Origin of the sequence: Brevundimonas sp., from assembly GCF_035999125.1 — a bacterium.
In the GTDB taxonomy this organism is placed as follows: Bacteria; Pseudomonadota; Alphaproteobacteria; order Caulobacterales; family Caulobacteraceae; genus Brevundimonas.
Map to the genome: position 1 here is coordinate 115610 of NZ_DASYGX010000016.1, position 22953 is coordinate 138562.

At 69.4% G+C, this 22953-nt stretch carries 20 protein-coding genes; 7 read left to right on the forward strand and 13 right to left on the reverse strand.

What is annotated here, in order from left to right; genetic code table 11:
* Window positions 1–93: 93 nt before the first annotated feature.
* Window positions 94–867 (forward strand): polyphenol oxidase family protein, encoded by a 774-nt coding sequence (locus VGN45_RS13680; protein ID WP_327463412.1) that lies wholly within the window; start codon window positions 94–96, stop codon window positions 865–867.
* Between the two features lie 53 nt (window positions 868–920).
* On the opposite strand, the gene VGN45_RS13685 is transcribed toward VGN45_RS13680, so the two are convergent.
* From VGN45_RS13685 to murC, 11 genes are all read right to left on the reverse strand, one after another.
* Window positions 921–1304 (reverse strand): endonuclease domain-containing protein, encoded by a 384-nt coding sequence (locus tag VGN45_RS13685; RefSeq protein WP_327463414.1) that lies wholly within the window; start codon window positions 1302–1304, stop codon window positions 921–923.
* 82 nt (window positions 1305–1386) lie between these two features.
* Entirely contained in the window at window positions 1387–2286 is a 900-nt protein-coding gene (gene lpxC / locus VGN45_RS13690) for a UDP-3-O-acyl-N-acetylglucosamine deacetylase (RefSeq protein ID WP_327463415.1), read from the reverse strand.
* 231 nt (window positions 2287–2517) lie between these two features.
* Window positions 2518–4098 carry a cell division protein FtsZ gene (gene ftsZ / locus VGN45_RS13695; protein WP_327463416.1) on the reverse strand — a complete coding sequence of 527 codons (1581 nt, stop codon included), beginning with the start codon at window positions 4096–4098 and terminating at the stop codon, window positions 2518–2520.
* A gap of 217 nt (window positions 4099–4315) precedes the next feature.
* Window positions 4316–7648, reverse strand: coding sequence for a TonB-dependent receptor domain-containing protein (locus VGN45_RS13700; protein ID WP_327463417.1), 3333 nt, complete (start codon window positions 7646–7648; stop codon window positions 4316–4318).
* 202 nt (window positions 7649–7850) lie between these two features.
* Window positions 7851–9167 carry a cell division protein FtsA gene (gene ftsA, locus VGN45_RS13705; protein ID WP_327463418.1) on the reverse strand — a complete coding sequence of 439 codons (1317 nt, stop codon included), beginning with the start codon at window positions 9165–9167 and terminating at the stop codon, window positions 7851–7853.
* Entirely contained in the window at window positions 9154–10080 is a 927-nt protein-coding gene (locus VGN45_RS13710) for a cell division protein FtsQ/DivIB (RefSeq protein ID WP_327463419.1), read from the reverse strand. The genes ftsA and VGN45_RS13710 overlap by 14 nt, the downstream gene beginning before the upstream one ends.
* A complete protein-coding gene (locus tag VGN45_RS13715) occupies window positions 10068–11006 on the reverse strand; it encodes a D-alanine--D-alanine ligase (protein WP_327463420.1) in 939 nt (312 codons plus the stop codon). Before VGN45_RS13715 ends, VGN45_RS13710 begins: the two co-directional genes overlap by 13 nt.
* A gap of 95 nt (window positions 11007–11101) precedes the next feature.
* On the reverse strand, window positions 11102–12013 hold the full coding sequence (gene murB, locus VGN45_RS13720) for a UDP-N-acetylmuramate dehydrogenase (RefSeq protein ID WP_327463421.1): 912 nt from the start codon (window positions 12011–12013) through the stop codon (window positions 11102–11104).
* Window positions 12010–12405: a type II toxin-antitoxin system VapC family toxin gene (locus VGN45_RS13725; protein WP_327463422.1), complete on the reverse strand. Its 396-nt coding sequence runs from the start codon at window positions 12403–12405 to the stop codon at window positions 12010–12012. Before VGN45_RS13725 ends, murB begins: the two co-directional genes overlap by 4 nt.
* Window positions 12405–12650 (reverse strand): type II toxin-antitoxin system VapB family antitoxin, encoded by a 246-nt coding sequence (locus VGN45_RS13730; RefSeq protein WP_327463423.1) that lies wholly within the window; start codon window positions 12648–12650, stop codon window positions 12405–12407. The genes VGN45_RS13725 and VGN45_RS13730 overlap by 1 nt, the downstream gene beginning before the upstream one ends.
* A 68-nt stretch (window positions 12651–12718) precedes the next feature.
* The gene (gene murC / locus VGN45_RS13735; protein ID WP_327463424.1) at window positions 12719–14164 is read right to left on the reverse strand and encodes a UDP-N-acetylmuramate--L-alanine ligase; all 1446 of its coding nucleotides are present in this window, start codon (window positions 14162–14164) and stop codon (window positions 12719–12721) included.
* 57 nt (window positions 14165–14221) lie between these two features.
* Here murC and VGN45_RS13740 point away from each other — a divergent pair, with 57 nt between their 5' ends.
* The 5 genes from VGN45_RS13740 (at window position 14222) to VGN45_RS13760 (ending at window position 20331) form a co-directional block, all read left to right on the forward strand.
* Window positions 14222–14686 carry a GyrI-like domain-containing protein gene (locus tag VGN45_RS13740; RefSeq protein ID WP_327463425.1) on the forward strand — a complete coding sequence of 155 codons (465 nt, stop codon included), beginning with the start codon at window positions 14222–14224 and terminating at the stop codon, window positions 14684–14686.
* 85 nt (window positions 14687–14771) lie between these two features.
* Complete coding sequence (locus tag VGN45_RS13745) at window positions 14772–15695, forward strand: hypothetical protein (protein WP_327463426.1); 924 nt, start codon at window positions 14772–14774, stop codon at window positions 15693–15695.
* Window positions 15696–15759: 64 nt separating this feature from the next.
* Window positions 15760–16839 (forward strand): site-specific DNA-methyltransferase, encoded by a 1080-nt coding sequence (locus tag VGN45_RS13750; protein WP_327463428.1) that lies wholly within the window; start codon window positions 15760–15762, stop codon window positions 16837–16839.
* Between the two features lie 134 nt (window positions 16840–16973).
* On the forward strand, window positions 16974–18086 hold the full coding sequence (locus VGN45_RS13755) for a glycosyltransferase family 4 protein (protein ID WP_327463430.1): 1113 nt from the start codon (window positions 16974–16976) through the stop codon (window positions 18084–18086).
* 97 nt (window positions 18087–18183) lie between these two features.
* Entirely contained in the window at window positions 18184–20331 is a 2148-nt protein-coding gene (locus tag VGN45_RS13760; RefSeq protein WP_327463432.1) for an amylo-alpha-1,6-glucosidase, read from the forward strand.
* A gap of 3 nt (window positions 20332–20334) precedes the next feature.
* Here VGN45_RS13760 and VGN45_RS13765 read toward each other — a convergent pair whose 3' ends face one another.
* Both VGN45_RS13765 and mutY read right to left on the reverse strand, forming a co-directional pair.
* On the reverse strand, window positions 20335–20994 hold the full coding sequence (locus tag VGN45_RS13765) for an RNA methyltransferase (protein WP_327463434.1): 660 nt from the start codon (window positions 20992–20994) through the stop codon (window positions 20335–20337).
* A gap of 61 nt (window positions 20995–21055) precedes the next feature.
* The gene (mutY, locus tag VGN45_RS13770) at window positions 21056–22060 is read right to left on the reverse strand and encodes an A/G-specific adenine glycosylase (protein ID WP_327463436.1); all 1005 of its coding nucleotides are present in this window, start codon (window positions 22058–22060) and stop codon (window positions 21056–21058) included.
* 114 nt (window positions 22061–22174) lie between these two features.
* Here mutY and VGN45_RS13775 point away from each other — a divergent pair, with 114 nt between their 5' ends.
* Window positions 22175–22708, forward strand: coding sequence for a DUF721 domain-containing protein (locus tag VGN45_RS13775; protein WP_327463438.1), 534 nt, complete (start codon window positions 22175–22177; stop codon window positions 22706–22708).
* Window positions 22709–22953: the final 245 nt, after the last annotated feature.

Below are 22953 nucleotides of genomic sequence, written 5' to 3' on the forward strand. Positions count from 1 at the left end.
CGGGCCCGGCGTCGATGCAAGGCATTCTGGCGGACGCCTGCGTCAGCTACGGTCGCAGACGACCCACGGCGGTCATCGGAGCACGATCAAGACATGTCGACGCCGCCGGCCATCACCCACCCCCTGCTCGACCGGGCCGGCGTCCGGCACGGCTTCTTCACGCGCGAAGGCGGGGTCTCGACGGGCATCTATGAAGGCCTGAACTGCGGCCTGGGCTCGTCGGACGATCCGGACAAGGTCCGCCAGAACCGCGGCAGGGTGGCTCGCGCGCTGGGCGGCCAGCCTGACGATCTGGCGGGGCCGTATCAGATCCACTCGGCCGTCGCCGTTCTGGCGCAGACCGGCTGGCCCGCCGATCGGCCGAAGGCGGACGCCGTGGTCACGAGCACGCCCGGCGTCATCTGCGGCGTCCTGACCGCCGACTGCGCCCCGGTCTTGCTGGCCGATCCGGTCGCCGGAGTCGTCGCCGCCACCCACGCGGGGTGGAAGGGCGCACTGGGCGGCGTGATCCAGTCCACCGTCGACCTGATGACGGCGGCCGGCTCCGACCCGGCCCGCATCGTCGCCGTGGTCGGCCCCTGCATCGCGCAGGACAGCTATGAGGTGGACGAGGCGTTCGAGCGCCGGTTCCTGGTCGAGGCCCCCGGCAGCGGGCGATTCTTCCGCCTCGGCGCCCGCGAGGACCGCCGCCTGTTCGACCTGCCCGGCTTCGTCCTGTGGCGGCTGGAACAGGCCGACGTCGGCGAGGCCGCCTGGACCGGCCACGACACGCGCGCGGACGCCGGCCGCTTCTATTCCAACCGCCACGCCTTCCTGAACGGCGAGCCGGATTTCGGGCGGATGCTGAGCGCGATCAGGTTGGGGTGAGGACGGTCGATCACCTCTCCGCGCGCGAAGGCGCGTGGGGAGGACAGGCCGCGTCAGCGGCCAGGAGGGGGCGGCTCCGTCGCGGCCCGTCGTGCCCGAACCACTCGCAAGACGAAGTCCAGAACACCTTCCAGATCGTCCCGCACGTCCGTAGCCGCGACACGGATCACGCGCAGACCCCTAGCCTGAAGCCAAGCCGTCCGCCTTTGGTCGTGAGCGGCCTGCGCCGGATCGTCATGAAACGCTCCGTCGATCTCCAAAGCCAATGAGGCGACCGCGCAGTAGAAATCCAGGATGTAAGGTCCGATCGGGTGCTGTCGCTTCCACTTCAGGCCGTTCAGCCGGCCGGCGCGGACCGCGCTCCAGAAGCGGGCCTCCGGCGGCGTCATCCGCCTCCGCATGGCCTTGGCCCGGATGTAACTGATGCTGTCGGCCATGCGTGAGGTCGGCGTCGCCCCCTCCTGACGCTCTGCGAGCGTCTGTCCTCCCCACGCGCCTTCGCGCGCGGAGAGGTGATCCTTATCCCGCCATCGCCAGTTCCGGCACGCGTTCGACCTCGCGCCAGGCGTGGGGTGCGGCCAGAAGGGCGCGGACCAGTTTGTTGTTGATGGCGTGGCCCGCCTTCACGCCCTCGTACCGGCCCAGGATCGGCGCGCCGAGCACGTACAGGTCGCCGATGGCGTCCAGCGCCTTGTGCTTCACGAACTCGCGGTCCATGCGCAGACCGCCGGGGTTCAGGATCTGGTCGCCGTCGATGACGACCGCGTTCTCCAGCGAACCGCCACGGGCCAGGCCGGCCTGACGCAGGGCCTCGACCTCGTGCGCGAAGCCGAAGGTGCGGGCAGCCATGATGTCGCGGCGGAACGTCTCTTCGTTCACGACGAAATCGACGACCTGATTGCCGATGACCTTGGACGGGAAGTCGATCTCGAACCGCATCTCGTAGCGGTCGCAAGGCAGGAGCGCGGCCGACTTGTCGCCGTCAGTCACCCGCACAGGCTCCAGGATTTCGACGTAGCGCACGGCGCGCGGCTGGCGGCGGAAGCCCGCGCGGTCCAGCAGCTGGACGAACGGCAGGGCCGAGCCGTCGAGGATGGGCAGTTCCGGCCCGTCGACCTCCACGACCGCGTTCGACACGCCCAGCGCAGCGAACGCCGCCATCAGATGCTCGATGGTCGACAGGGAAGTACCCGCCGCATTGGCGATCATGGTGTTCAGGCGGGCGTCGACGACCGCCTCGCCCGACACGGGGATGCGGTTGTCCACGTCGGACACGTCGGTGCGGACGAAGACGATGCCGGTCCCGGTCGGCGCGGGACGCACGGCCAGGCGCACGCGACGGCCGGTGTGCACGCCCACGCCCGCGATGATCGCGGGGCCCACCAGGGTCTTTTCGCTATGGTCCTCGACGACCGCCACCAGGTTTCTCTTCGACTGCGCGACACCGCCTCTGCGTGCGGAATTTCGCCCCAAGCCTTCCTAGTCGAAGCGGGTCCAGCCGGTAACCAAAGTCCGGTTTCGGATTGTTTCGGGAGGGAAGGCGGTAGGCGGTAGGCGTCAGGCAGTAGGGAGCGCGGGATCACGAACGCGAAAAGGGCCGCCCTTTCGGACGGCCCTACTGCCTATTGCCTACTGCCTTGCTGATCGGCGTCAGTTCGCCAGTCGCCGCAGGAACGACGGGATCTGCAGGTCGTCGTCGCTTTCCGGCTCGGGCTCATAGGCCGGCTGCATCGCCACAGCGCCGCGGGTCGGCGCGTCGGCGTACTGCGAGGTCGTGCGGGTCGGAGCGCCGTAGCTCGAGGTCTGGGGCTGGGCGCGCTTCTTGCCGAACAGGCTCCAGCCCGACTTGCGGTGGTGATCGCGGTCGTCCCAGTCGTCCTCGTCGCGGGCCTGCGGTTCGGGCTGGGGCTCCGGTCGGGCCTGCGGAGCGGCCGCGTCCATGTACAGATCGCCCTGGGCGACGGCGGCGACCGGCGCGGCCTGGGCCACGGCGGGGCGGGCCTCGTACTCCTCCACCCACGGATCGACGATGGGCTCCAGCTCGCGGGGAGCCTCCTCACGGGCGACGGGCGCCGGCTGGGGAACCGGAGCGGCGGCGAAGGTCGGGACGACGGGCTCGCGGCGCGGCTCGGCCGGGCGGATGATCGGCTCGGGACGCGGCTCGACGCGCGGGGCCGGGGCCTCCATGCGCGGCGGCTGAACCGGCTGGACGCGGCCCAGGCCCAGACCGCCGCGAGCGGCGGTGGGTTCGATGGTCTGCTTGATCGCCTCGTCCATGCCGGTGGCCACGACCGAGACGCGGATCTTGCCGTCCAGGGCCGGGTCGAAGGCGGCGCCGAAGATGATGTTGGCGTCGGCGTCCACCTCGGCCGAGATGGCGTTGGCGGCCTCGTCGACCTCCAGCAGGGTCATGTCCATGCCGCCGGTGATGTTCACCAGCACGGCCTTGGCGCCCTTCAGGCTGGTCTCGTCCAGCAGGGGGTTGGCGATGGCGTTCTGGGCGGCCTGCAGGGCGCGGTCCTCGCCCGCCGCCTCGCCCGTGCCCATCATGGCCTTGCCCATCTCGGACATGACGGCGCGCACGTCGGCGAAATCCAGGTTGATCAGGCCCGGCAGGATCATCAGGTCGGTGATCGACCGCACGCCCGAATGCAGCACCTGATCGGCCATGCCGAAGGCGTCGGCGAAGGTCGTGCGCTCGTTGGCGACGCGGAACAGGTTCTGGTTCGGAATGACGATCAGGGTGTCGACGTAGCGCTGAAGCTCGGCGATGCCGGCGTCGGCCAGACGCATGCGGTGGCGGCCTTCGAAGGTGAAGGGCTTGGTGACGACGCCGACGGTCAGGATGCCGCGGTCGCGCGCCGCCTTGGCGATGACCGGCGCCGCACCGGTGCCGGTGCCGCCGCCCATGCCGGCGGTGATGAAGACCATGTGGGCGCCTTCCAGGTGCCCGGCGATCGTCTCGGCGGATTCCTCGGCGGCGTTCATGCCGACTTCGGGGTGGGCGCCGGCGCCCAGGCCTTGGGTGATCGTCTCGCCCAACTGGATGCGGCGGTCGGTCTTGGCGAAGCCCAGGTGCTGGGCGTCGGTGTTGGCCACCACGAACTCGACGCCTTCCAGACCGGCGTCGATCATGTTGTTGACGGCGTTCCCGCCGGCGCCGCCGACGCCGAAGACGACGATCCGGGGCTTCAGTTCCGTGGCTTGGGGGCGCACCAGCGACAGCGACATGTTGTTTCTTCCGACCTCTTGGACCCTGCCCGACCCGCCAAGCGATCCCCGCCGATTCGCATTGGTTATGAGCGCGTTAAGGAAACACCCCGAGCCGTTAACGGAGTGTTACTCCGCTTAGCGCGAGTCGCGCGAAGGCCAAGCGCGGCAAGGGCGGAAATGCAGAAAGGGCGGCTCTTTCGAGCCGCCCTTCCCGTTTCGACGGTGTCCGGACCGATCAGTACGGACGGTAGTTGAACCCGAAGAAGAAGCGGGTGCCGTACGGGTCGAAGTTCGACGCGAAGCCGAGGTAGGGCTTCTGCTCTGCGTCGAAGGCGTTGGTGACGCCGAGGCGGGCCGTCAGCTCGTCGGTCACGTTGTAGCGGACCGTGAAGTCGTGACGGGCGAAGTCGCCGGTGTCGATCGTGTCGTACGGACGGCTGTCCAGGTTGTTCAGGAAGTCGCGCGGCGAGACGATGTCCTGGGCGGTCTGCCAGTCCATGGTCCAGTTCACGCTCCAGGTGTCGTTCGGCGTGTAGGTCAGCGACGACGTCAGACGAACCCGCGGGAAGAAGACGCCCGAGGACAGCTCCGTTCCGTCCGTCGGATCCGCCGAGTTCAGGAACTGCTCCTGCTCGATCAGCCACAGGCCGCCGACGGAGTAGTCCAAACGGCCCCAGGCGAGACCGAAGGCCTCTTCCAGGTCCAGGCCATAGCGGACGGTGAAGTCCAGGCCGCGGGTGGTCAGGGCCGCGTAGTTGATCGAGCCCTGGATGAAGCCGCCGATCGGGTCGCCAGCCGGAGCGCCGACGTAGAACTGGCGGCCGGCGGTCGGGTCACGACGGAAGATGGTGGCGCAGGCCGCGCTGTTCAGGGTGGTCCCGTTCACGCAGTTGTTGGCCGCCGCCTGGGCCGTCACGGCCGCGATCACGTTCTCAAGCTCGATCTCGTAGTAGTCGAGGATGATCGTCAGGTCCGGGAAGAACCGGGGCGTGAGGACCGTCGAGAAGGTGAAGGACTCGGACTCTTCCGGCTGCAGGAACGGGTTGCCGCCGTTCACGCCGGCGATGCCCGAGGTGTAGACCGGAACGAAGTCGTCGACGTTGGTCGCAGTGGCGCCGGCGAAGTCATAGGCCAGCGTCGTGCCGTTCGCCGTGTTGTACTGCGACAGCAGAGCCGAGCAGTTGGCGATCCGGTTGTTGCGGATCTCCGTGTTGGTCTGGCCCACGATGTTGGCGGTGGCGCAGGGGTCGACGAAGCCGTTGGCGAAGGTCTGGGAGAACGGAGAGAAGTTCTCGGCCAGGTTCGGCACGCGGATCGAGGTGTTGAAGCTGGTCTTGAACGCGATGTCCTCGATCGGACGGTAGACGAAGTTGATGCCGTAGACGTCCTGCTCGCCCACCGTGGTGTAGTCGGCGGTGCGGTAAGAGCCAGACAGCTCGGCGTACTGGCCCAGCCACGAGTCCCGCAGCAGCGGCAGCGAGAGTTCGGCGAACAGTTCTTCCGACTCATACTCCGCGCCCGGGAAGTCCGCGCCGGTGTTCAGGAACAGCAGGCGGTTGCCGGTGGAGGCCGAGCGGCCGACGCCTTCGGCGTATTCACGACGGTATTCGGCGCCCAGGGCGACGCCGATCGGGCCGGCGCCGAAGAAGTCCCACAGCTGGCCGGAAACGACGGCCAAGCCCTGCTCCTGCTCGTTGGTGTGGGCCACGAAAATCGCCGCATCCACGTAGTCGAGCGCAGCTTGCGACTGGTTGCCGGCGCCGAAGACGTTCAGCGGCTGGCACTCGTTCAGCTCACGGCGGCCTTCCACCGTGGCCCGCAGATCGCCGCCGCGCAGGCGGTCGGAGATCAACGGCGTGCCGGTGGCGGCCAGCAGGCGGATGCGGCAGACGACCTCGCCCGGACGGCCGTTGACGGCGCCGGCGGTGTCGACCACGGCGTCGGCGCCGTAGGCGAAGCGCATCACGTCGACGCCGCGCTCGATGTTCTGGTTGCGGGCCTCACCGCGGACGTAGGAGAGTTCCCAGTCGATGTTGTCGACGAACAGGAAGCGGTCGAAGTTGCCGGTCAGGGCCGCGACGTAACGCTCGATCTCGCGGTGGTTGTCCTGGGTCCGCTGCGGGCCGAACATGGCGTGGCGGGCGCGCGGAATGGAAACCGGAGCGCCGGCCACAGACGGAGCCGTCGCGGTCGGCGGCGCGTAGGTGATCGCCGTGTTGGCGTTGATCGCGGCGCGCAGGTTGGCCGGCAGGAAGGCATTGTCGGCGATCCGCAGGTCGAACTGCGACGTCGAACGAACCACGTTCGACTGGGCGGCCGTGTAGGTTTCCTGACCGGTGCCCAGCAGGAAGACGTCGAAGAAGGTCGGCTGCGAGACGTCGAAGGTGTCTTCCTCGATGTACTTGGCCTCGGCGTAGAGCGAGACGTTCGACAGGACGTCGAAGGTCGAGCCCACCTGGAAGCGCTTGGATTCCGACTGCGGAACGCGCGATTCCTGGCCGAAGAAGTTCGGGTTTTCACCGTCGCCGTTGACGTTCAGCGTGCGGTTCAGGCCCGTCGAGCCGACGCGGGTGCCGAAGTCGGCCAGACGCGCGGTCGGGCCGTCGAACACCCAGGTCGAGCCGGGGGCGAGGTTGTAGCAGTTGGCGTTGGTGATGTTGGCCGTCGTCGCCGGGGCCAAGCAGGTGGCGTAAGCGATGTCCGGATCGTTAAGGGCGCTGCCCGGCTGGTTGTTGGCCAGGGTGGTCTGACCCCAGCGCGGACGCGACAGGGTGCGCACGCCCGAGAAGATGCCGGCGTCCAGAATGCCGTCGTTCGGCGTGGCGGCCGGGTCGGCGTCGGTGCCGGCCAGAACCCAGGCGTCACGCAGCCAGTCGACGTCAAGCGTCGTGACCTCGTCCAGCTTCTCGTATTCGCCGTGGACGTAGAAGTTCAGGCGGTCGTCGAGGAAGTTGGCGCCGGCCAGAACCGAGATGCGGCGGGTCAGCTCGCCGTTCTGGTTGATCATGCCCAGGTTGCCGTCGATCTCGAGGCCTTCGAAATCGTCGCGCAGAATGAAGTTCAGCACGCCCGAGACGGCGTCCGCGCCGTACACCGACGAGGCGCCGCCGGTGACGATCTCGATGTTCTCGATCAGCAGGCGGGGGATGGAGTCGATGTCGACCGACAGGCTGCCCTGGGCGGCGCCCACGTGGCGGCGACCGTCGACCAGCGTCAGAGTGCGGCCGGTGCCCAGCGAGCGCAGGTTCGGCAGCGACAGACCGCCGTCGTTAAGGTTCGAACCGGTCGTGTCCGACGGAACGACCGAGTTCGACAGGGCCGGGATGGTGGCCAGGTAGTCGATCACGGTCGACTGACCGGTGGTCAGCAGTTCCTCACGATTGACCTGGATCAGCGGCGTGGGGGCCGTGGCCGGGTCGCGGCGGATGCGCGAACCGGTGACGACGATTTCCTCGACCTCGGTGACTTCCGGGTCTTGAGCGTCCTGCGCGTAGGCCGGAGCCGCCGCGATAGCCATGACGCCCGCGAGGATCGTCGTTCCGAAGAGATGCTTGCGCTTCAACAGCATGAGTCTGGCCCCAATCAGCAATGAGAATGCAACGACGCGCACCTGCTCCCGCAGGCTGCGTCCCCATCGATCACGCTAGCAGCAACGAACCGCACCACAAGGGTTTGTGGCCCGAACATGACCATTGAGCCCGCGGGATGTTACAATCCGGACACACTCTCGCCACGGGAGCGAAACTTTCCCGCATTCGCGGCGTGGCGCTTCACAAGTTGTCGCGGAGCCAGCCGGCGACGCGCGCAGTGAACCCCACGGCCTGAGCGCGCGGTGCGTCGCCTGCGCCGATGCGCCGCGCCATCAGTTTGCGGGCGGAGACCGACTCGCGCGGACCGTAGGCGGCGCGCAGCAGCACGCCGGCGGCGGCGCAAAACGCCGGCCCCGAAGCGGCGTCCGCCAGGTGAGGCGCGCGGAACGGACGGGCCAGGCGGACCGGACGGTCGAACACCCTCAGAGCCAGCTCGCGCACCCCGTTCAACTGGCTGGCCCCACCGGTCAGGACCACCCCGGCCCCCGGCTCAGGGCCCACGCCGGCGGCCTTAAGTCGGTCGCGGATCAGCTCCAGCGTCTCTTCCACGCGCGGGGCGATCACGGTCTTCAGCATGGCGCGCGGCACGTGCACCGTGGCGGCGTCCGGATCCTCGCCCCGCTGCGGGGCCTCCAGCATCTCACGGTCCTCGTTCGCCGACGCCATGGCCGAGCCGTGCAACGTCTTCAGCCGCTCGGCCCCGGCACGCGACGTCGACAGGCCCCGTGCGACGTCCGCCGTCACATGGTCGCCGCCGACGTTCAGGCCGTCGACGTGCAGCAGGCTGCGCCCGCCCCACACCGCCGCCGAGGTCACGCCCGCACCCATGTCGACGCACACGCAGCCCAGGTCCATCTCGTCTTCTTCCAGCGCGGCCAGCGACGACGCCAGCGGGGCGGCCACCACGCCTTGCAGATCGAGGTGCGCCAGCTCCATGCAGTGGCTCAGCGCCGCGAAGGTCGCCTCGGCCATCGACACGACCAGCAGGTCCAGCCCCAGCGTGCGGCCCTTCATGTTGCGCGGGTCGCGCAGGCCGCGTGCGCCGTCGACCGACCAGGCCACCGGCATGACGTGGATCGGCCGGCGGTCCGGCATGTGGATCTCGTCCAGCGCCAGGGCGATGGCCCGCGCCAGATCGGCGTCGCCCACCGGATGGGCGCCCAGCGACACGCGGGTCTGCACCCGGCGGCTGCGCATCTGACCGATCGAGGTGGTCACCACCACGCCCGACACCGGCGAGGCGGCGGCCCTTTCGGCGCGTTCGACGGCGCGGCACACGGCCTGGGCCGCCTCCTCCATGTTGATCAGAGCGCCGCCCTGCACCCCGCGCGACTGCACATGGCCGAAGCCGGCGACGCGGACCGTGCGGTCGGCGTGGCGCGCGCCCTCGGGCTTCATGATGAAGCAGGCGACCTTCGACTGGCCCAGGTCCAGCGCCGCCGTCACCGGCGCGCGGCCGGCCGTTCCCTCGAGTTCCAGACCCTTACGCGGACGCACCCGACGCTCCCTCTTCCGACGGAACGGCCCCCGCCGCGCCGTCGCGAACCACCACCGCGCCCGCCGTGCGCATATCCACCAGATCGAAGCCGCGCTCGAACAGACCGCGCCGGGCGTCCAGGCCGTCCAGCGCGATCAGGGCCGCCTCCTCGTCCTGCGCCGGCAAACGGATCAGCGCGCCGTCCTTCAGCCGCACGTCCCAGCGGCGCTCGTCCACCCGGATCAGGGCGTCGACCCGCGCGGCCAGTCTCGGACGTTCGGCGATCAGCGGCAGGATGGACGGGGCGGCGACGTCCGCGCCCTGCCCCACCACCAGCGGCAGCTCGGCGTGGGCGCCGGCGTCGGCGCCGGGAATCGGTCGGCCCGAGCCGTCGATGACCCAGGCCCGCTCTCCGTCCTGCCAGACGGCCAGACGGTCGTGCTCGGCGACCTGCACCATCAGCAGATCGGGATACAGACGCACCACCCGCACGTCCCGCACCCAGCCGACGGTGCGCACGCGGTCCGCGACCGCGTCCAGATCCAGCGTCGTCATCGGCGCATCCAGCGTCAGGTCCAGCGCCGCCTGCACCTGGGGCCGCACGGCCTCGCTGGCGCCCTCGATCCGCACGCGCTTGAGCTTGAGTCCCATCGCCGCGGTCGCGTCGCCGTAGGCGCCGGAAGCGGCCTCGCCCAGCTTCTCGGCCCGCGAGCCCGTCGCCATGACGAGCGCCAGCACGGCCACGCCGGCCGCGATGGAGATCACCACCGCGCGCGGCGAGAGGTCCAGCCGTCCGATGGCCGCCAGCTTGCCCGGGACGCCGCCGGCCGATCCTTGTCCGCGCCCACGCTTGGGCGCGGGTCCGCGCGGCGCGCCGCTCCGGCCGCCGCCACGCCCTTCCTGCCGCCGACCGCCGCGAACTACCGCGGGCATGAGGCGTCCTCCACCATCCAGGTCACAAGGTCTTCGAACCCGATCCCGACGTACGCGGCCTGCTCGGGAACGAGCGAGGTCGGCGTCATGCCGGGCTGGGTGTTGACCTCCAGAAGGACCAGATCGTCCTTAACGCCGTCATAACGAAAGTCGGCCCGGGTCACCCCCCGACAGCCCAGCGCCGCGTGCGCCTTCTCCGCCTGCCGCAGGCAGGCCTCGAACACCGACGGCGGCAGATCGGCCGGCAGCTGATGCGTCGAGCCGCCGGGCGCATACTTCGCCTCGTAGTCGTAGAATCCCTTGGCCGGCGTGATGTCGGTGACCGTCAGGGCGCGGGGGCCCGAGGCCTCATCCAGCACGGTGACGCACAGCTCCTTGCCGGCGATGAAGGGCTCGACCATCACCTGCTCGCCCCAGGTCCAGCCGTCGGCGCCGACCTCTGCCACCGGAGCGTCGCCCTCGCGCACCAGATGGACGCCGACCGACGACCCCTCGGCGTTCGGCTTGATCACATAGGGGGGCGGGATCACGTGGCCGGCCCCGACCGCGCGCCGGTCGAACAGGCCGCCGCCCGGCACCGGCACGCCCGCGGCCTTCAACACCGCCTTGGACTTGTCCTTGTCCATGGTGAGCGCGGACGGCAGGACGCCGGAGTGGGTGTAGGGGATCTGGAGCGTTTCAAGGATGCCCTGGACACAGCCGTCCTCGCCCCACTCCCCATGCAGGGCGTTGAAGACGACGTCGGGCCGGATCAGCCCCGACAGCACGTTCGAAAGGTCGCGGCCGGCGACGACCTCGGTGACCTGGAAGCCCGCGCGGCGCAGGGCGGCGGCGCATTCCCGGCCGGAAACCAGCGACACCTCACGCTCGGACGACAGCCCGCCCATAAGGACGGCGACGTGGGTGTCGGCGGGATTGCGGGACATGGCGGAACACTCGGGCGCGGGCGAAGCGCCTGTTTCGACCCGGCTTGGTTTACGCCCGGTTTACCGAGCCGAAGATTCCGTGAATCCAGCTCGGGTCAGCCCTGCCGCCCGATGCGCTTGATCTCCCAGTCCAGCTGGACGCCCGTCTTGGCCAGCACGTCGGCGCGCACGGCCTCGCCCAGGCCCTCGATGTCCGCCGCGGTCGCCTCGCCGGGATTGATCATGAAATTGGAATGCAGCTCGCTGAACTTGGCCCCGCCGCCCGTGACGGCGTGCAGTTTCCCGCGCCAGCCCGCCTCGTCGACCAGCTTCCACGAGGAATGGCCGGGCGGATTCTTGAAAGTCGAGCCGCCGGTCTTCTCGCGGATCGGCTGGGTCTGCTCGCGCCGGCTGGTGATTTCGTCGATGCGCGCCTGCACGGCCTCCGGCGCGTCCGGCGTGCCGCGGAAGGTCGCCTCGACCCAGATGATCTCGTTCTCCGGGACGACCGAGTGTCGATAGGTGTAGCCGAAGTCGGCGAGCGAATAGTCGACCCGCTCGCCGCGCCGGGTCAGCCCCCAGGCCGAGACCAGCACGTCCTTCGTCTCCGCGCCGTAGCAGCCGGCGTTCATGGTCAAGGCGCCGCCGATCGTGCCGGGAATGCCGGCGTAGAACTCAAGGCCCGCGATCCCCGCCTTCGCACTGGCCTTCGCCACCATGGCGTCGAGCGCGCCCGCGCCTGCCGTGATGGTCGGGCCGTCCGCCGTCACCTGACCCCAAGCCCGGCCAGCCAAGCGGATCACCACGCCCTCGACCCCGCCGTCGCGGACGATCACGTTCGAGCCGACGCCCAGCACCGTCACGGGCAGGGCGGGGTCCAGGGCCTTCAGAAAGTCGGCCAGATCCTCGGCGTCCGCCGGAATGAACAGCGCGTCCGCCGCCCCGCCCACGCGGAACCAAGTGTAGGGCCCCAGCAGCTCGTTGAGCAGCAGCTTGCCGCGGACGGGAGGAAGGTCGGTCGGCGTCATGCGGCTTCGATGTCGGTTCGAGGGAAGTCACTGCCCTTGTAGAGCATGGGGGCTCGAGCGTGCCGGGCGCAGGCGTAGGCGAAGCAGTCGCCGAAGTTCAGTGCGGCCGGATGGCGACCCTTGCCGAAGCGGGCATGGGCCGAGAGCGCTTCGCGTCGCGCCTCCGCCGGAACGGCAAGAACTTCGATGCCGAAGGCCTGAAGAAACGCCTCAACGGACGCCTCACTTTCACCTAGCTCCAGCTTGAGGCGGCGGGTGACGGCCAACGTCGCTTCCCACACGGCCATGGGGGAAGTGACTCGGCGCGGGTAGGCCTCCATCCGCGCGTAAAGCTCGGCGGCATCGTCCTCGTCGGTCAGGATGGCCGTGAGCGCCGAAGCGTCCACGAACATCAGGAGTCCTCATAAAGGCTGTCGACCCAAGCCTTGTCCACGGGCTGGCCATGTTCAGGATTTCCCCGTGCGATCAGGGCGCGGGTGAACGCCAAACCTCGCTCCACGAACTCGGACGGCGCCTCAACGTGCTCAAGTTCGCGACGAAGGGCGCGACGGACCGCCTCGGTCTTGCTGATCCGGCCGATGCGGCTCAGGCGTTCGGCCATCCGATCGACTTCGGCGTCCTTCACATACAGAGCCATGACAGCCCTCTGGTATATTTAGATATGCGACGATTATATACCGCTTAAGCCGACAAGCAAGCCGTACCTCAGGACAAGGCCGCCAGCTGTCCGGGCAGGGCGTAGGCCCACTGGGTGATGTCGCCGGCGCCCAGCAGGACGACTAGGTCGCCCGGCTTCGCCTCGGCTCCGATTACGCCGGCCAACGCGTCCGGCCCCTCCAGCACCTGCACCGAGCGGTGGCCGAAGCGGCGGATGCCGTCGACCAGGGCGTGCTTGTCGATGCCCTCAAGAGGCTGTTCGCCCGCCGGATAGACGTCGGCCACGATGACCGCATCGGCGTCGCTGAAGCAGGTGGAGAAGTCCTCCATCAGGTCCCTCAGGCGGGTATAGCGGTGCGGCTGGACCACGGCGATCACGCGGCCGGAGTCCTCGCCCCGGTTCGCCACCTGCCGCGCGGCCTTCAGCACGGCGGCGATCTCGACCGGGTGGTGACCGTAGTCGTCGACCACGCGCACCCCGTTGACGACGCCGGTGGTGGTGAACCGACGCTTGACCCCGCCGAAGCCGGCCAGACCCTCGCGGATCGCCTCGTGCGACACGTCGAGCTCCAGCGCGACGGCGATCGCGGCCAAGGCGTTCGAGACGTTGTGCCAGCCCGCCATCGGCAGGTGCAGGGCCTCGATCCGCTCCGGCTCGTCCAGCGCGGCGACGCCCGGCCGCTGGATCAGCACGTCGAAGCGGCAGCCGTCCGGGCCCATGTCGCAGGCGTCGGCGCGCACCATGGCCTGCGGGTTCAGGCCGTAGGTGACCAGCCGCCGGTTGTCGATCGAGGCGACAAGCCGCTGCACCTCCGGATGGTCCAGGCACACCGCGGCGAAACCGTAGAAGGGGATGTTCTCCACGAAGTCGCAGAACGCCTTGCGCACGCCCTCGAAGTCGCCCCAGTGATCCAGGTGCTCCGGGTCGATGTTGGTGACGATGGCCACCGTCGACTTCAGGCGCAGGAAGCTGCCGTCGCTTTCGTCGGCCTCGACCACGATCCAGTCGCCATCGCCGACCTTGGCGTTGGTGCCGTAGGCGTTGATGATCCCGCCGTTGACCACCGTCGGGTCCAGCCCCCCGGCATCCAGGATGGCCGCCACCATGCTGGTGGTCGTGGTCTTGCCGTGCGTGCCGCCGACCGCGATCGAGAACTGCAGCCGCATCAGCTCGGCCAGCATCTCGGCGCGGCGCACCACGGGGATGCGCCGCTCGCGCGCGGCCCGCATCTCCGGATTGTCGGCCTTCACCGCCGTGGAATGCACCACGGCCGAGACGCCCTCGCCGACGTTCTCCGCATCGTGGCCGATGAAGACGCGCGCGCCCAGCTTCTCCAACCGCTCGGTGTTGGCGCTGTGTTTCGCGTCCGAGCCCTGCACCTGATAGCCGATCTTCAGCATGATCTCGGCGATGCCGCTCATGCCGATGCCGCCGATGCCGACGAAGTGGACGGGGCCGAGCTGGAACGGGACGGGACGAAGGCGGGCGATCATGCTGGCGCCTTAGCAAGGGACGTGCAGGATTGCATCACCCGGAAACGAGGCGTCCCCATGCGCGAACCCGACCGCTTTCAGGATCACCGGCCCATGCTGCTGGCCGGCCGCAAGGCGACCTACCCCTTCCGGACCGCCCATGAGGAAATTCCCCGCGACTGGGCCGCCTTCACCGCCGATCGACCCGTCCCGGGCGAGGTGGGCGATTTCAGCTACGGCGCCATGTTCGGCGTCGACATGGCGGCCGAGACCTTCGTCTATATGCCGGCGGTGGAGGTCGGGACCTTCGACGATCTGGACCAGAAATGGGGCCGCATGCGCGTGCCGCAGGCGCATTATGCGGTCTTCGTCCACCCCGGCCCGATCGAAGCCATCCGCGAGACGATCCAGGCCGCCCACGGCTGGCTGGCCGCCAACGGCGTCTGGAGGGACGGAGCCACGCCCGACTTCGAACGCTACGGCCCCGACTTCGACCCGTCCGGCGGCGGCGTCGAGATCTGGCTTCCCGTCGTCCCGGCCTGACGATCAGGTCCGGTCAGGCCGGGCCCGCTGGACCGGCGGCCCATTTCAGCTACCTCTGGTCGCATCACGCCATCCGGGGACTTCCATGCGTCTCATTGCCCTCGCCGCCCTCGCCGCCCTGTTCGCCGCGCCCGCCTCCGCCCAGGTCTTCGCCATCGACCAGCGCGTGCCGCTGAAGGTCGTGGGCGACACGGATGAGTTCGTGACCCTGGCCCAGATCGCGCCCGGCGGGCAGGCGCCGACCGCGCCCTTCGACTCCTGGGTCTGGACCTTCATGCGGGCGCCGCAGCTGTCGGGCGCCGCCCGCTTCGACGCCAGCGCCGTCCTCACCCGGTTCGACTGCCGCGCCGGCACGCGTCAGCGCCTCAGGTACGAGTTCTATCTGGGCGAGGTGGCGGTGAACGACACGGGCCACGACGAAGCGCCGGCCCGGCCGGTTGCGGGCTCTCCCGAGGCCGCCGCCCTGCGGACCGTCTGTGAGCCGACGTTCCAGCCCGAATCCGCCGTATACCCGAACGGCGCGCGGGGGGTCCGTCGCCAGGTGCAGCGGTTCTGGAGCGAGGTGGCGTCCGATGCGTCCGGCTGGGCCATGGACCGTCAGGCGCCGCTGAAGCCGACGGCCGAAACCGGAGAAGCGCTCGGTTTCGTCGAGGTTCCGGACGACGGTCGCGCGCCGACCTCGCCGTTCGAAGCGTGGACGTGGACCTTCACCAAACAGATGCGGCCAGGCCCGGACGGCGCCTGGAACGGGGTGGCCGTCCTGACGCAATACGATTGCGCCGCCGGCACGCGCCGCGCCCTGCGGATGCAGTTCTACGAGGGCGAGACCCTGATCCATGAGATGGAGGCCCCGGCGGAGGCCGCTGCGGCGCCGGCGGACGGATCCATGGACGATTTCGCGCTGAAGACCGCGTGCGACCCGACCTTCCAGTCGAACATGCCGGTGGATCGCCGCGGCTCCCGCGCCGTGCGCACCTCCGTGGCCGGCTACTTCGCGACTCTGCGCTGAGGCTAAACCCCGCCTTAACCGTGATGATTCAGGACTGACGGCTCAGTTTCCTTCCGGGGCCGTCATGTCCGAACTTCCCGTCGATCAGGTCCTGCGCGGCGATTGCCTGGCGGTGCTGCGGACCCTGCCGGACGCGTCGGTCGACATGGTCTTCGCCGACCCGCCCTATAACCTGCAGCTGGGCGGCGACCTGTTGCGGCCGGACAATTCGAAGGTCGACGCCGTCGACGACGACTGGGACAAGTTCTCGGACTTCGCCGCCTATGACGCCTTCACGCGCGCCTGGATGACCGAGTGCCGCCGCGTGCTGAAGCCCGAGGGCACGATCTGGGTGATCGGCAGCTATCACAACGTCTTCCGCCTGGGCACGGCGATCCAGGACCTGGGGTTCTGGGTGCTGAACGACGTGGTGTGGCGCAAGTCCAATCCCATGCCGAACTTCAAGGGCACGCGCTTCACCAATGCGCACGAGACCCTGATCTGGGCCGCGCGGTCGCGGGACCAGAAGCGCTACACTTTCAACTACGACGCGCTGAAGGCTTTCAACGAGGACGTCCAGATGCGGTCCGACTGGACACTGGCCCTGTGCACCGGCGAGGAGCGCATCAAGGGCGAGGACGGCAAGAAGGCGCATCCGACCCAGAAGCCCGAAGCGCTGCTGCACCGCGTCCTTCTGGCGGCGTCGAAGCCCGGCGAGGTGATCCTGGACCCCTTCTTCGGCACCGGCACCACCGGAGCGGCCGCCAGGCGCCTGGGGCGCCGCTGGATCGGCATCGAGCGCGATCCGACCTACGCGAAGGTCGCCGAGGACCGCATCGCCGCCGTGGTGCCCGCCGCGCCGGAGGACCTGGCCGTGATGGGCTCCAAGAAGCAGGAGCCCAAGGTGCCGTTCGGCGCCTTGGTCGAGGCCGGCCTGCTGCGGCCGGGCGACCGGCTGTATTGCCCAAAAGGCGAGCGCGAGGCGCGCGTGCGGGCCGACGGCTCCCTGATCGCCGGCTCACTGACCGGCTCGATCCACAAGCTGGGCGCCCTGATGGAGAACGCCCCGGCCTGCAACGGCTGGACCTACTGGCGCTTCAAGACCGACCAGGGCCTGAAGCCGATCGACGCTCTGAGGGCCGAGATCCGCGCCGGGATGCAATGACGGCCAGCCGATATAGCAGCTTCGCCATAAGCGGCTGAACTCTCGACCGAAAAAGTGATCCCGCGCCCGGGAACGCGGAGGCCCTTTCGCGCCTTATTGCAGCGCCGCATTTCCGCGCTCCGGACGCCCCCATCATGAAGATCGCCCAGGTCACCCCTCTGTACGAAGCCGTGCCGCCCAGGCTGTACGGCGGAACGGAGCGCGTGGTGGCGCACCTGACCGACGCCCTGGTCGATCTGGGTCATGACGTCACCCTGTTCGCCTCGGCCGACGCGGAGACGAAGGCGCGCCTGGTGCCCGTGCGCGATCAGGCCATACGTCTGGACCCCGCGCCGCTGAAGTCCGATCTGGCGGCGCACATGACCCTGCTGTCGGAGGTGCTGGCCCGCGCCGATCAGTTCGACCTGATCCACTTCCACACCGACATGATCCATTTCCCGTTCTTTTCGAAATGCGCGGACAAGACGGTGACGACCCTGCACGGGCGGTTGGATCTGAAGGATCTGCCCGGCGTCTATTCGCGCTGGAACGAGTTTTCGCTGGTGTCGATCTCGGATGACCAGCGTCGGCCCCTGCCGTTCGCCAACTATGCCGCGACCGTTCACCACGGCATGCCGTCCGAGCTGTACGTGCATTCGCCGCAGAGCCAGGGCTATTTCGCCTTCTTGGGCCGCATCTCGCCGGAGAAGCGCCCAGACCGCGCCATCGAGATCGCGACGCGCCTGGGCCGCCCGCTCAAGATCGCGGCCAAGGTCGACGCCGCCGACAAGGTCTATTGGGAGACGGTCATCAAGCCGATGGTCGACGCCAACCCGCTGGTCGAGTTCGTCGGCGAGATCGGCGATCACCAGAAGTCGGCCTTTCTCGGCGGGGCCGAGGCGCTGCTGTTCCCCATCGACTGGCCCGAGCCCTTCGGCCTGGTGATGATCGAGGCCATGGCCTGCGGCACGCCGGTGATCGCCTTCCGCTGCGGCTCGACGCCCGAGGTGATCGAGGACGGCGCCACGGGCTTCATCGTCGACACGATGGAGGATGCGGTGTCGGCCGCGGGTCGCGCCCATCTGCTGGACCGCGACGCCATCCGCGCCCGGTTCGAGCTGCGCTGGTCGGCGACGGCGATGGCGCGGCGCTATCTGGACGTCTACGGCGAGTTGCTGGCGCGCCGTCCGTTCGGCAAGCCCGTGCCCGCGCCCGACGCCTTCATGCTGAACGGCGCCGTCGCGCCCGAAATGCTGGCGACGGCCTGAAACCGACCAAGCTTCGCCGCATTCTGTCGAAGGTCGCCTCACGACCTCCGCATTGTGCGGTGAAGACGCGCCGCTCGCGCCAGCAGTCGGGAAGCCCATGGACGACGCCTATTCGGTACAGACGACCGCCCTCGACGCCGGCGAGCCGGAGCCGGTGGAGCAGCTTCAGGCGCTGAAGTCCGGCGACGCCTTCCTGGTGGCCGACGCCTTCGGCGACGTGCGGTCCGGGGCCGACGGCCTGTTCGACGACGACACGCGCATCCTGTCGCGGCTGGTCCTGACCCTGGGCGGGCGTCGCCCTTCCCGGCTTTCGTCGGGCGTCAGCCAGGACAACGTCTTCTTCACCTTCCACGGCACCAACCGGCCCCTGCCGCCGATGGGCGGACGAACCGCCCCGGCCGGCATCCTGCACATCGAGCGGCGGCGGTTCCTGCACGACCGCCGCCTGTTCGAGCGCGTCCGCGTGACCAATCACGGCGGCGAGGACGTCATGCTGCCGCTGGAGGTCGACTACGCCGCCGACTTCGTCGACATATTCCAGGTGCGCGGCACCGCGCGGGAGAAGATGGGCCGCATGCGGCCCATCCGGACCGACGGCCGCCACGCGCGGTTCGCCTACGACGGCCTGGATGCGGTGACGCGGACGGCCTGCCTGTCCTTCTCCGAGCCGCCGCACCGCATGACCGACGCACGCGCAGACTTCATGCTGACCCTGCGCACAGGACGCACGGTCGATCTGTTCCTGGAATGCGGCGCCGTGGCCTGCGACACCCCGTCGGAGGACCGCTTCCGCCGCAACGCGATGCAGGCCCGGTTGGCCATGCGGTCCAAGCGCCGCCGCGGCGCCTCGGTGCGCGGCCCGCGCAGTCCGCGCTTCAACGACTGGCTGGACCAGAGCCGCGCCGACGTGGCGCTGCTGACCACCGACCTGTCGACCGGGCCCTATCCCTATGCGGGAACGCCCTGGTTCTCGACGCCGTTCGGTCGCGACGGCATCATCACGGCCTGGCAGATGCTGTGGCTGGACCCCAGCCTGGCCAAGGGCGTGCTGACCTATCTGGCCGCGCGTCAGGCGACCGAGCGCTCGGCCTTTCAGGACGCCGAGCCCGGCAAGATCATGCACGAAACCCGGCGCGGCGAGATGAGCGCCTTGGGAGAGGTGCCGTTCGGCCTCTACTACGGCGGGGTCGACACCACCTGCCTGTTCGTGGCCCTGGCCGGCGCCTATGCCCGGCGCACCGGCGACCTAAACCTGATCCGCGCCATCTGGCCGAACCTGATCGCGGCCGCGGGCTGGATCACCGGCCCGGCGGACATGACCGGCGACGGCTTCGTCCGCTACGCCCGCGCCGCCGAGACGGGCCTGTCGAACCAGGGCTGGAAGGACAGTTTCGACTCCATTTTCCACGCCGACGGCCGCTTCCCGGACGGGCCGGTCGCTCTTGTCGAGGTTCAGGGCTACGCCTTCGCCGCCTTCCGGGCCCTGGCCGACCTGTCGCAGTTGCTGGGCCTGCCGGACGCCACGCGATGGCACGACCGCGCCGAAGCCCTGCGGACCCGGGTCGAGAAGGCCTTCTGGCAGGAGGACCTGGGATTCTACGCGATCGCCCTCGACGGCGCGGGGGCGCCGTGCCGGGCCATCGGTTCCAATCCGGGCCACCTGCTGTTCTGCGGCCTGCCTTCGAAAGTGCGCGCCCACGCCGTGACGAAACAGCTGATGAGCGCCCGCTTCCGCTCCGGCTGGGGCGTGCGAACCCTGGCGACCGGTCAGGCGCGGTTCAATCCGATGAGCTACCACAACGGCTCGGTCTGGCCGCACGACACCTCGCTGTGCGCCGCCGGCATGGCCCAGTACGGCGAACGCCACGCCGTGGCCCTGCTGCTCAGCGAGATCTACGCCGCCGCCGCCCATTTCCACCTGCGCCTGCCCGAACTGTTCTGCGGCTTCGAGCGCCAGACGGGCGAGCCGCCCATCGCCTATCCCGTCGCCTGCCTGCCCCAGGCCTGGGCGGCGGGTTCGGTCTTCCTGATGCTCCAGGCCGCGCTGGGCGTGTCCATCGACGCCTTCGACGGCCGCGTCGACGTGGACGATCCCGTCCTGCCACCGGGCATCGAGCGGCTGAACGTCTGGAACCTGAAGGTGGGCGACGCCACGCTCGACCTCGCCTTCCGCCGCCTGGACGACCATACGGTCGTCACCAGCCGCAACAAGGTCGGCGACGTGCGGGTCCGAAGTGCCCGCTGACGCTCATCGCCCTTCGCGCGGCGGCAAGACGGTGGGCAGCGGCTCCTCCCGGGCGCTGCGCTGGTTCCGCTTGCGATACTGGCTCTGATACTCCCGGCGCTGCTTTGCCACCTCGTACAGAACGATACCCGAACTGGTGCCCAGATTCAGGCTTTCGACCATGCCGAACATCGGGACGGAGACGCACATTTCCGCGCGTTCCACGGCGCGGTCGCTGATGCCCGTGTTCTCGCTGCCAAACCACACGGCCAGCTTGGCGTGGGTCGTAAAGTCACCCTCGTGGAGATAGATGCTGGCCTTGCCTTTCACATGAGGCGAGGTGACGATCGACCTGAAATTCTTGCTCTCCAGGTAGTCGAAGCACTCGTCCGTGCTGTCGAACCGCCGCACGAAGGTCCACTTCACGGCCGATACGGACGTCTTGGACATGACGCGGTTTTCACGAAGATCCTGCCATTCGTCAGGAAGGGTTTTGCGCGGATCTACGACGTAGACTTTCTCGACGCCCAGGGCATTAACGTTCCTGATCACCGTGCCGATGTTGCCGATGTCCGCAGGGTCTTCGATGACGGCTATGAGGTTCTTGCAGCGGAACGGCTTGATCTCATCGGCACGTTTTCGCACAGTCCGCTTGGAACGGGTCTCTTCCTGGTCGATCATCATGGCACGCTGAAACTGAAGGATTAGGCAGTCTGGCCGCCGTCTAGGACGGCGTCCAGCAAGGTCAGACCAGCGCTCGCTCCAGGGCTTTCCTGAACACCGTCGGCAAAACGGCCCGCGCCGCCTCAGCCTCGGTCCAGATCAGGTCGCCCCCGTCCCGCCCCACCTGCACCTCCAGCGTCAGACTGAAGTGGGTGAAGACGTGGGCCACCGACCCCGCGTCGCGCCACGGCCCAGAGCCCGGCGGCGCGTCCTCTCCCCCGCCCCAGCCGGCGGTGGGCAAGCCCAGCATGCCGCCCAGCAACCCCTTGTCCGGCCGGCGCACCAGCCCGACGCGGCCCGTCGCGTCCAGCGCCACCCAGACGACGCCCGTTCGCTCCGGCTTGGCCGCCTTCGCCGCCTTGACCGGAAACCGCTCCGGCGCCTCCGAAGCGAGACCCGCGCACCACCCTGACACCGGGCAGCGGGGGCAATCCGGCGAGCGGGGGCGGCACACCGTCGCGCCGAGGTCCATCAGCGCCTGGGCCCAGTCGCCGGGTCGATCGTCGGCGACCAGAGAGGCCGCGAGGCTCCGCAGTTCCGGTCGGGCGGCGGGCAGCGGCGTCTCCACCACGAACAGCCGGGACATGACCCGCTCCACGTTGCCGTCCACCACGTTCGTCGCGCGGCCGAAGGCGATGGCGGCGACCGCCGCCGCCGTGTAGGGCCCCAGCCCCGGCAGGGCGCGCAGTCCCTCCTCCGTGTCCGGAAAGACGCCGCCGTGCTCCCGCGCCACCGCCCGCGCGCAGGCCAGCAGGTTGCGGGCGCGGGCGTAGTAGCCGAGCCCGGCCCAGGCGCTCATGACGTCCGCGTCGTCGGCGGCCGCCAGATCGGAGACGGTCGGCCAACGCCGGGTGAAGGCCTCGAAATAGGGGGCGGCGTGCACCGTCGTGGTCTGCTGCAGCATCACTTCAGACAGCCAGACCCGATAGGGATCGATCGCCTCAGTCGAGCCCGGCGGCGCCCGCCACGGCAGGGTGCGCGCATGGGCGTCGTACCAGTCCAGCAAGGCGCGGCGCAGGCCAGTCATCTCCTCCCCCATATCCCGTCATGGCCGGGCTTGTCCCGGCCATCCAGGATCGGAGTCACCGACCGTTTTCATGGATCGCCGGGACAAGCCCGGCGATGACGGGTATGAAGCGGCATGCGCCGTCCCCTGCCGACCGATGCCGAAGCGCGCGAGATTCTGGCGCGGCGCCGCACGCGCCCGGCGCCCAGGCCCGCGCCCCGCGCCGGCCGGGCCTTGCAGGACTTCATCAAGGAGATGGACCAGCGGTTCGGCCGCGGCGCCGGCGCGCTGGAGCCCCGCTGGCGCGAGATCGTCGGCGAACGGCTGGCCCGCGTCTGCCGCCCGCAAAAGCTGAGCCGCGGCCGCGACGGCAAGGGCGGCGTGCTCGAGCTGCGCGTCGCCGGCGCCGCCGCCCTGCTGGTCCAGCACCAGGCGGAAGAGATCCTGGGCAAGGTGAACCTGTTCCTAGGCGCCGGCTCGGTCGAGAAGCTGCGCATCGCCCAGGGCCCTGTGCCCCCCCTGCCCGAACCGACCGCCCGTCCCGCCCGCCCGAAAGGCCCGCCGCCGCTGAGCGCCGGCGAGGAGGCCGAACTGAAGGCGTCGGTGGCCGCCGCCTCCGGCCCTCTGGCAGAGGCGCTCGCCAAGCTGGGTCGCGCGGTCAGAGTCTAGCGCAACGCCTCTCATTCCCCATCAGGGGAGGGATGTCGGCGCGCAGCGACGACAGGGTGGGAAGGGCCGGGCGATCGACCCTCGGACCTGCGCCATGGTCGCTGCGGCCCTCCCACCCGTCCGATGCTGCGCATCAGCCACCCTTCTCTGACGGGGAGGGAAACCCCGGACGCCGCCGTTCGCCGTTGACAAAACTTCGCCGCACCTGTTCTCGACATGGTCGGGTCGCGCGCTTCGTCGGGAAT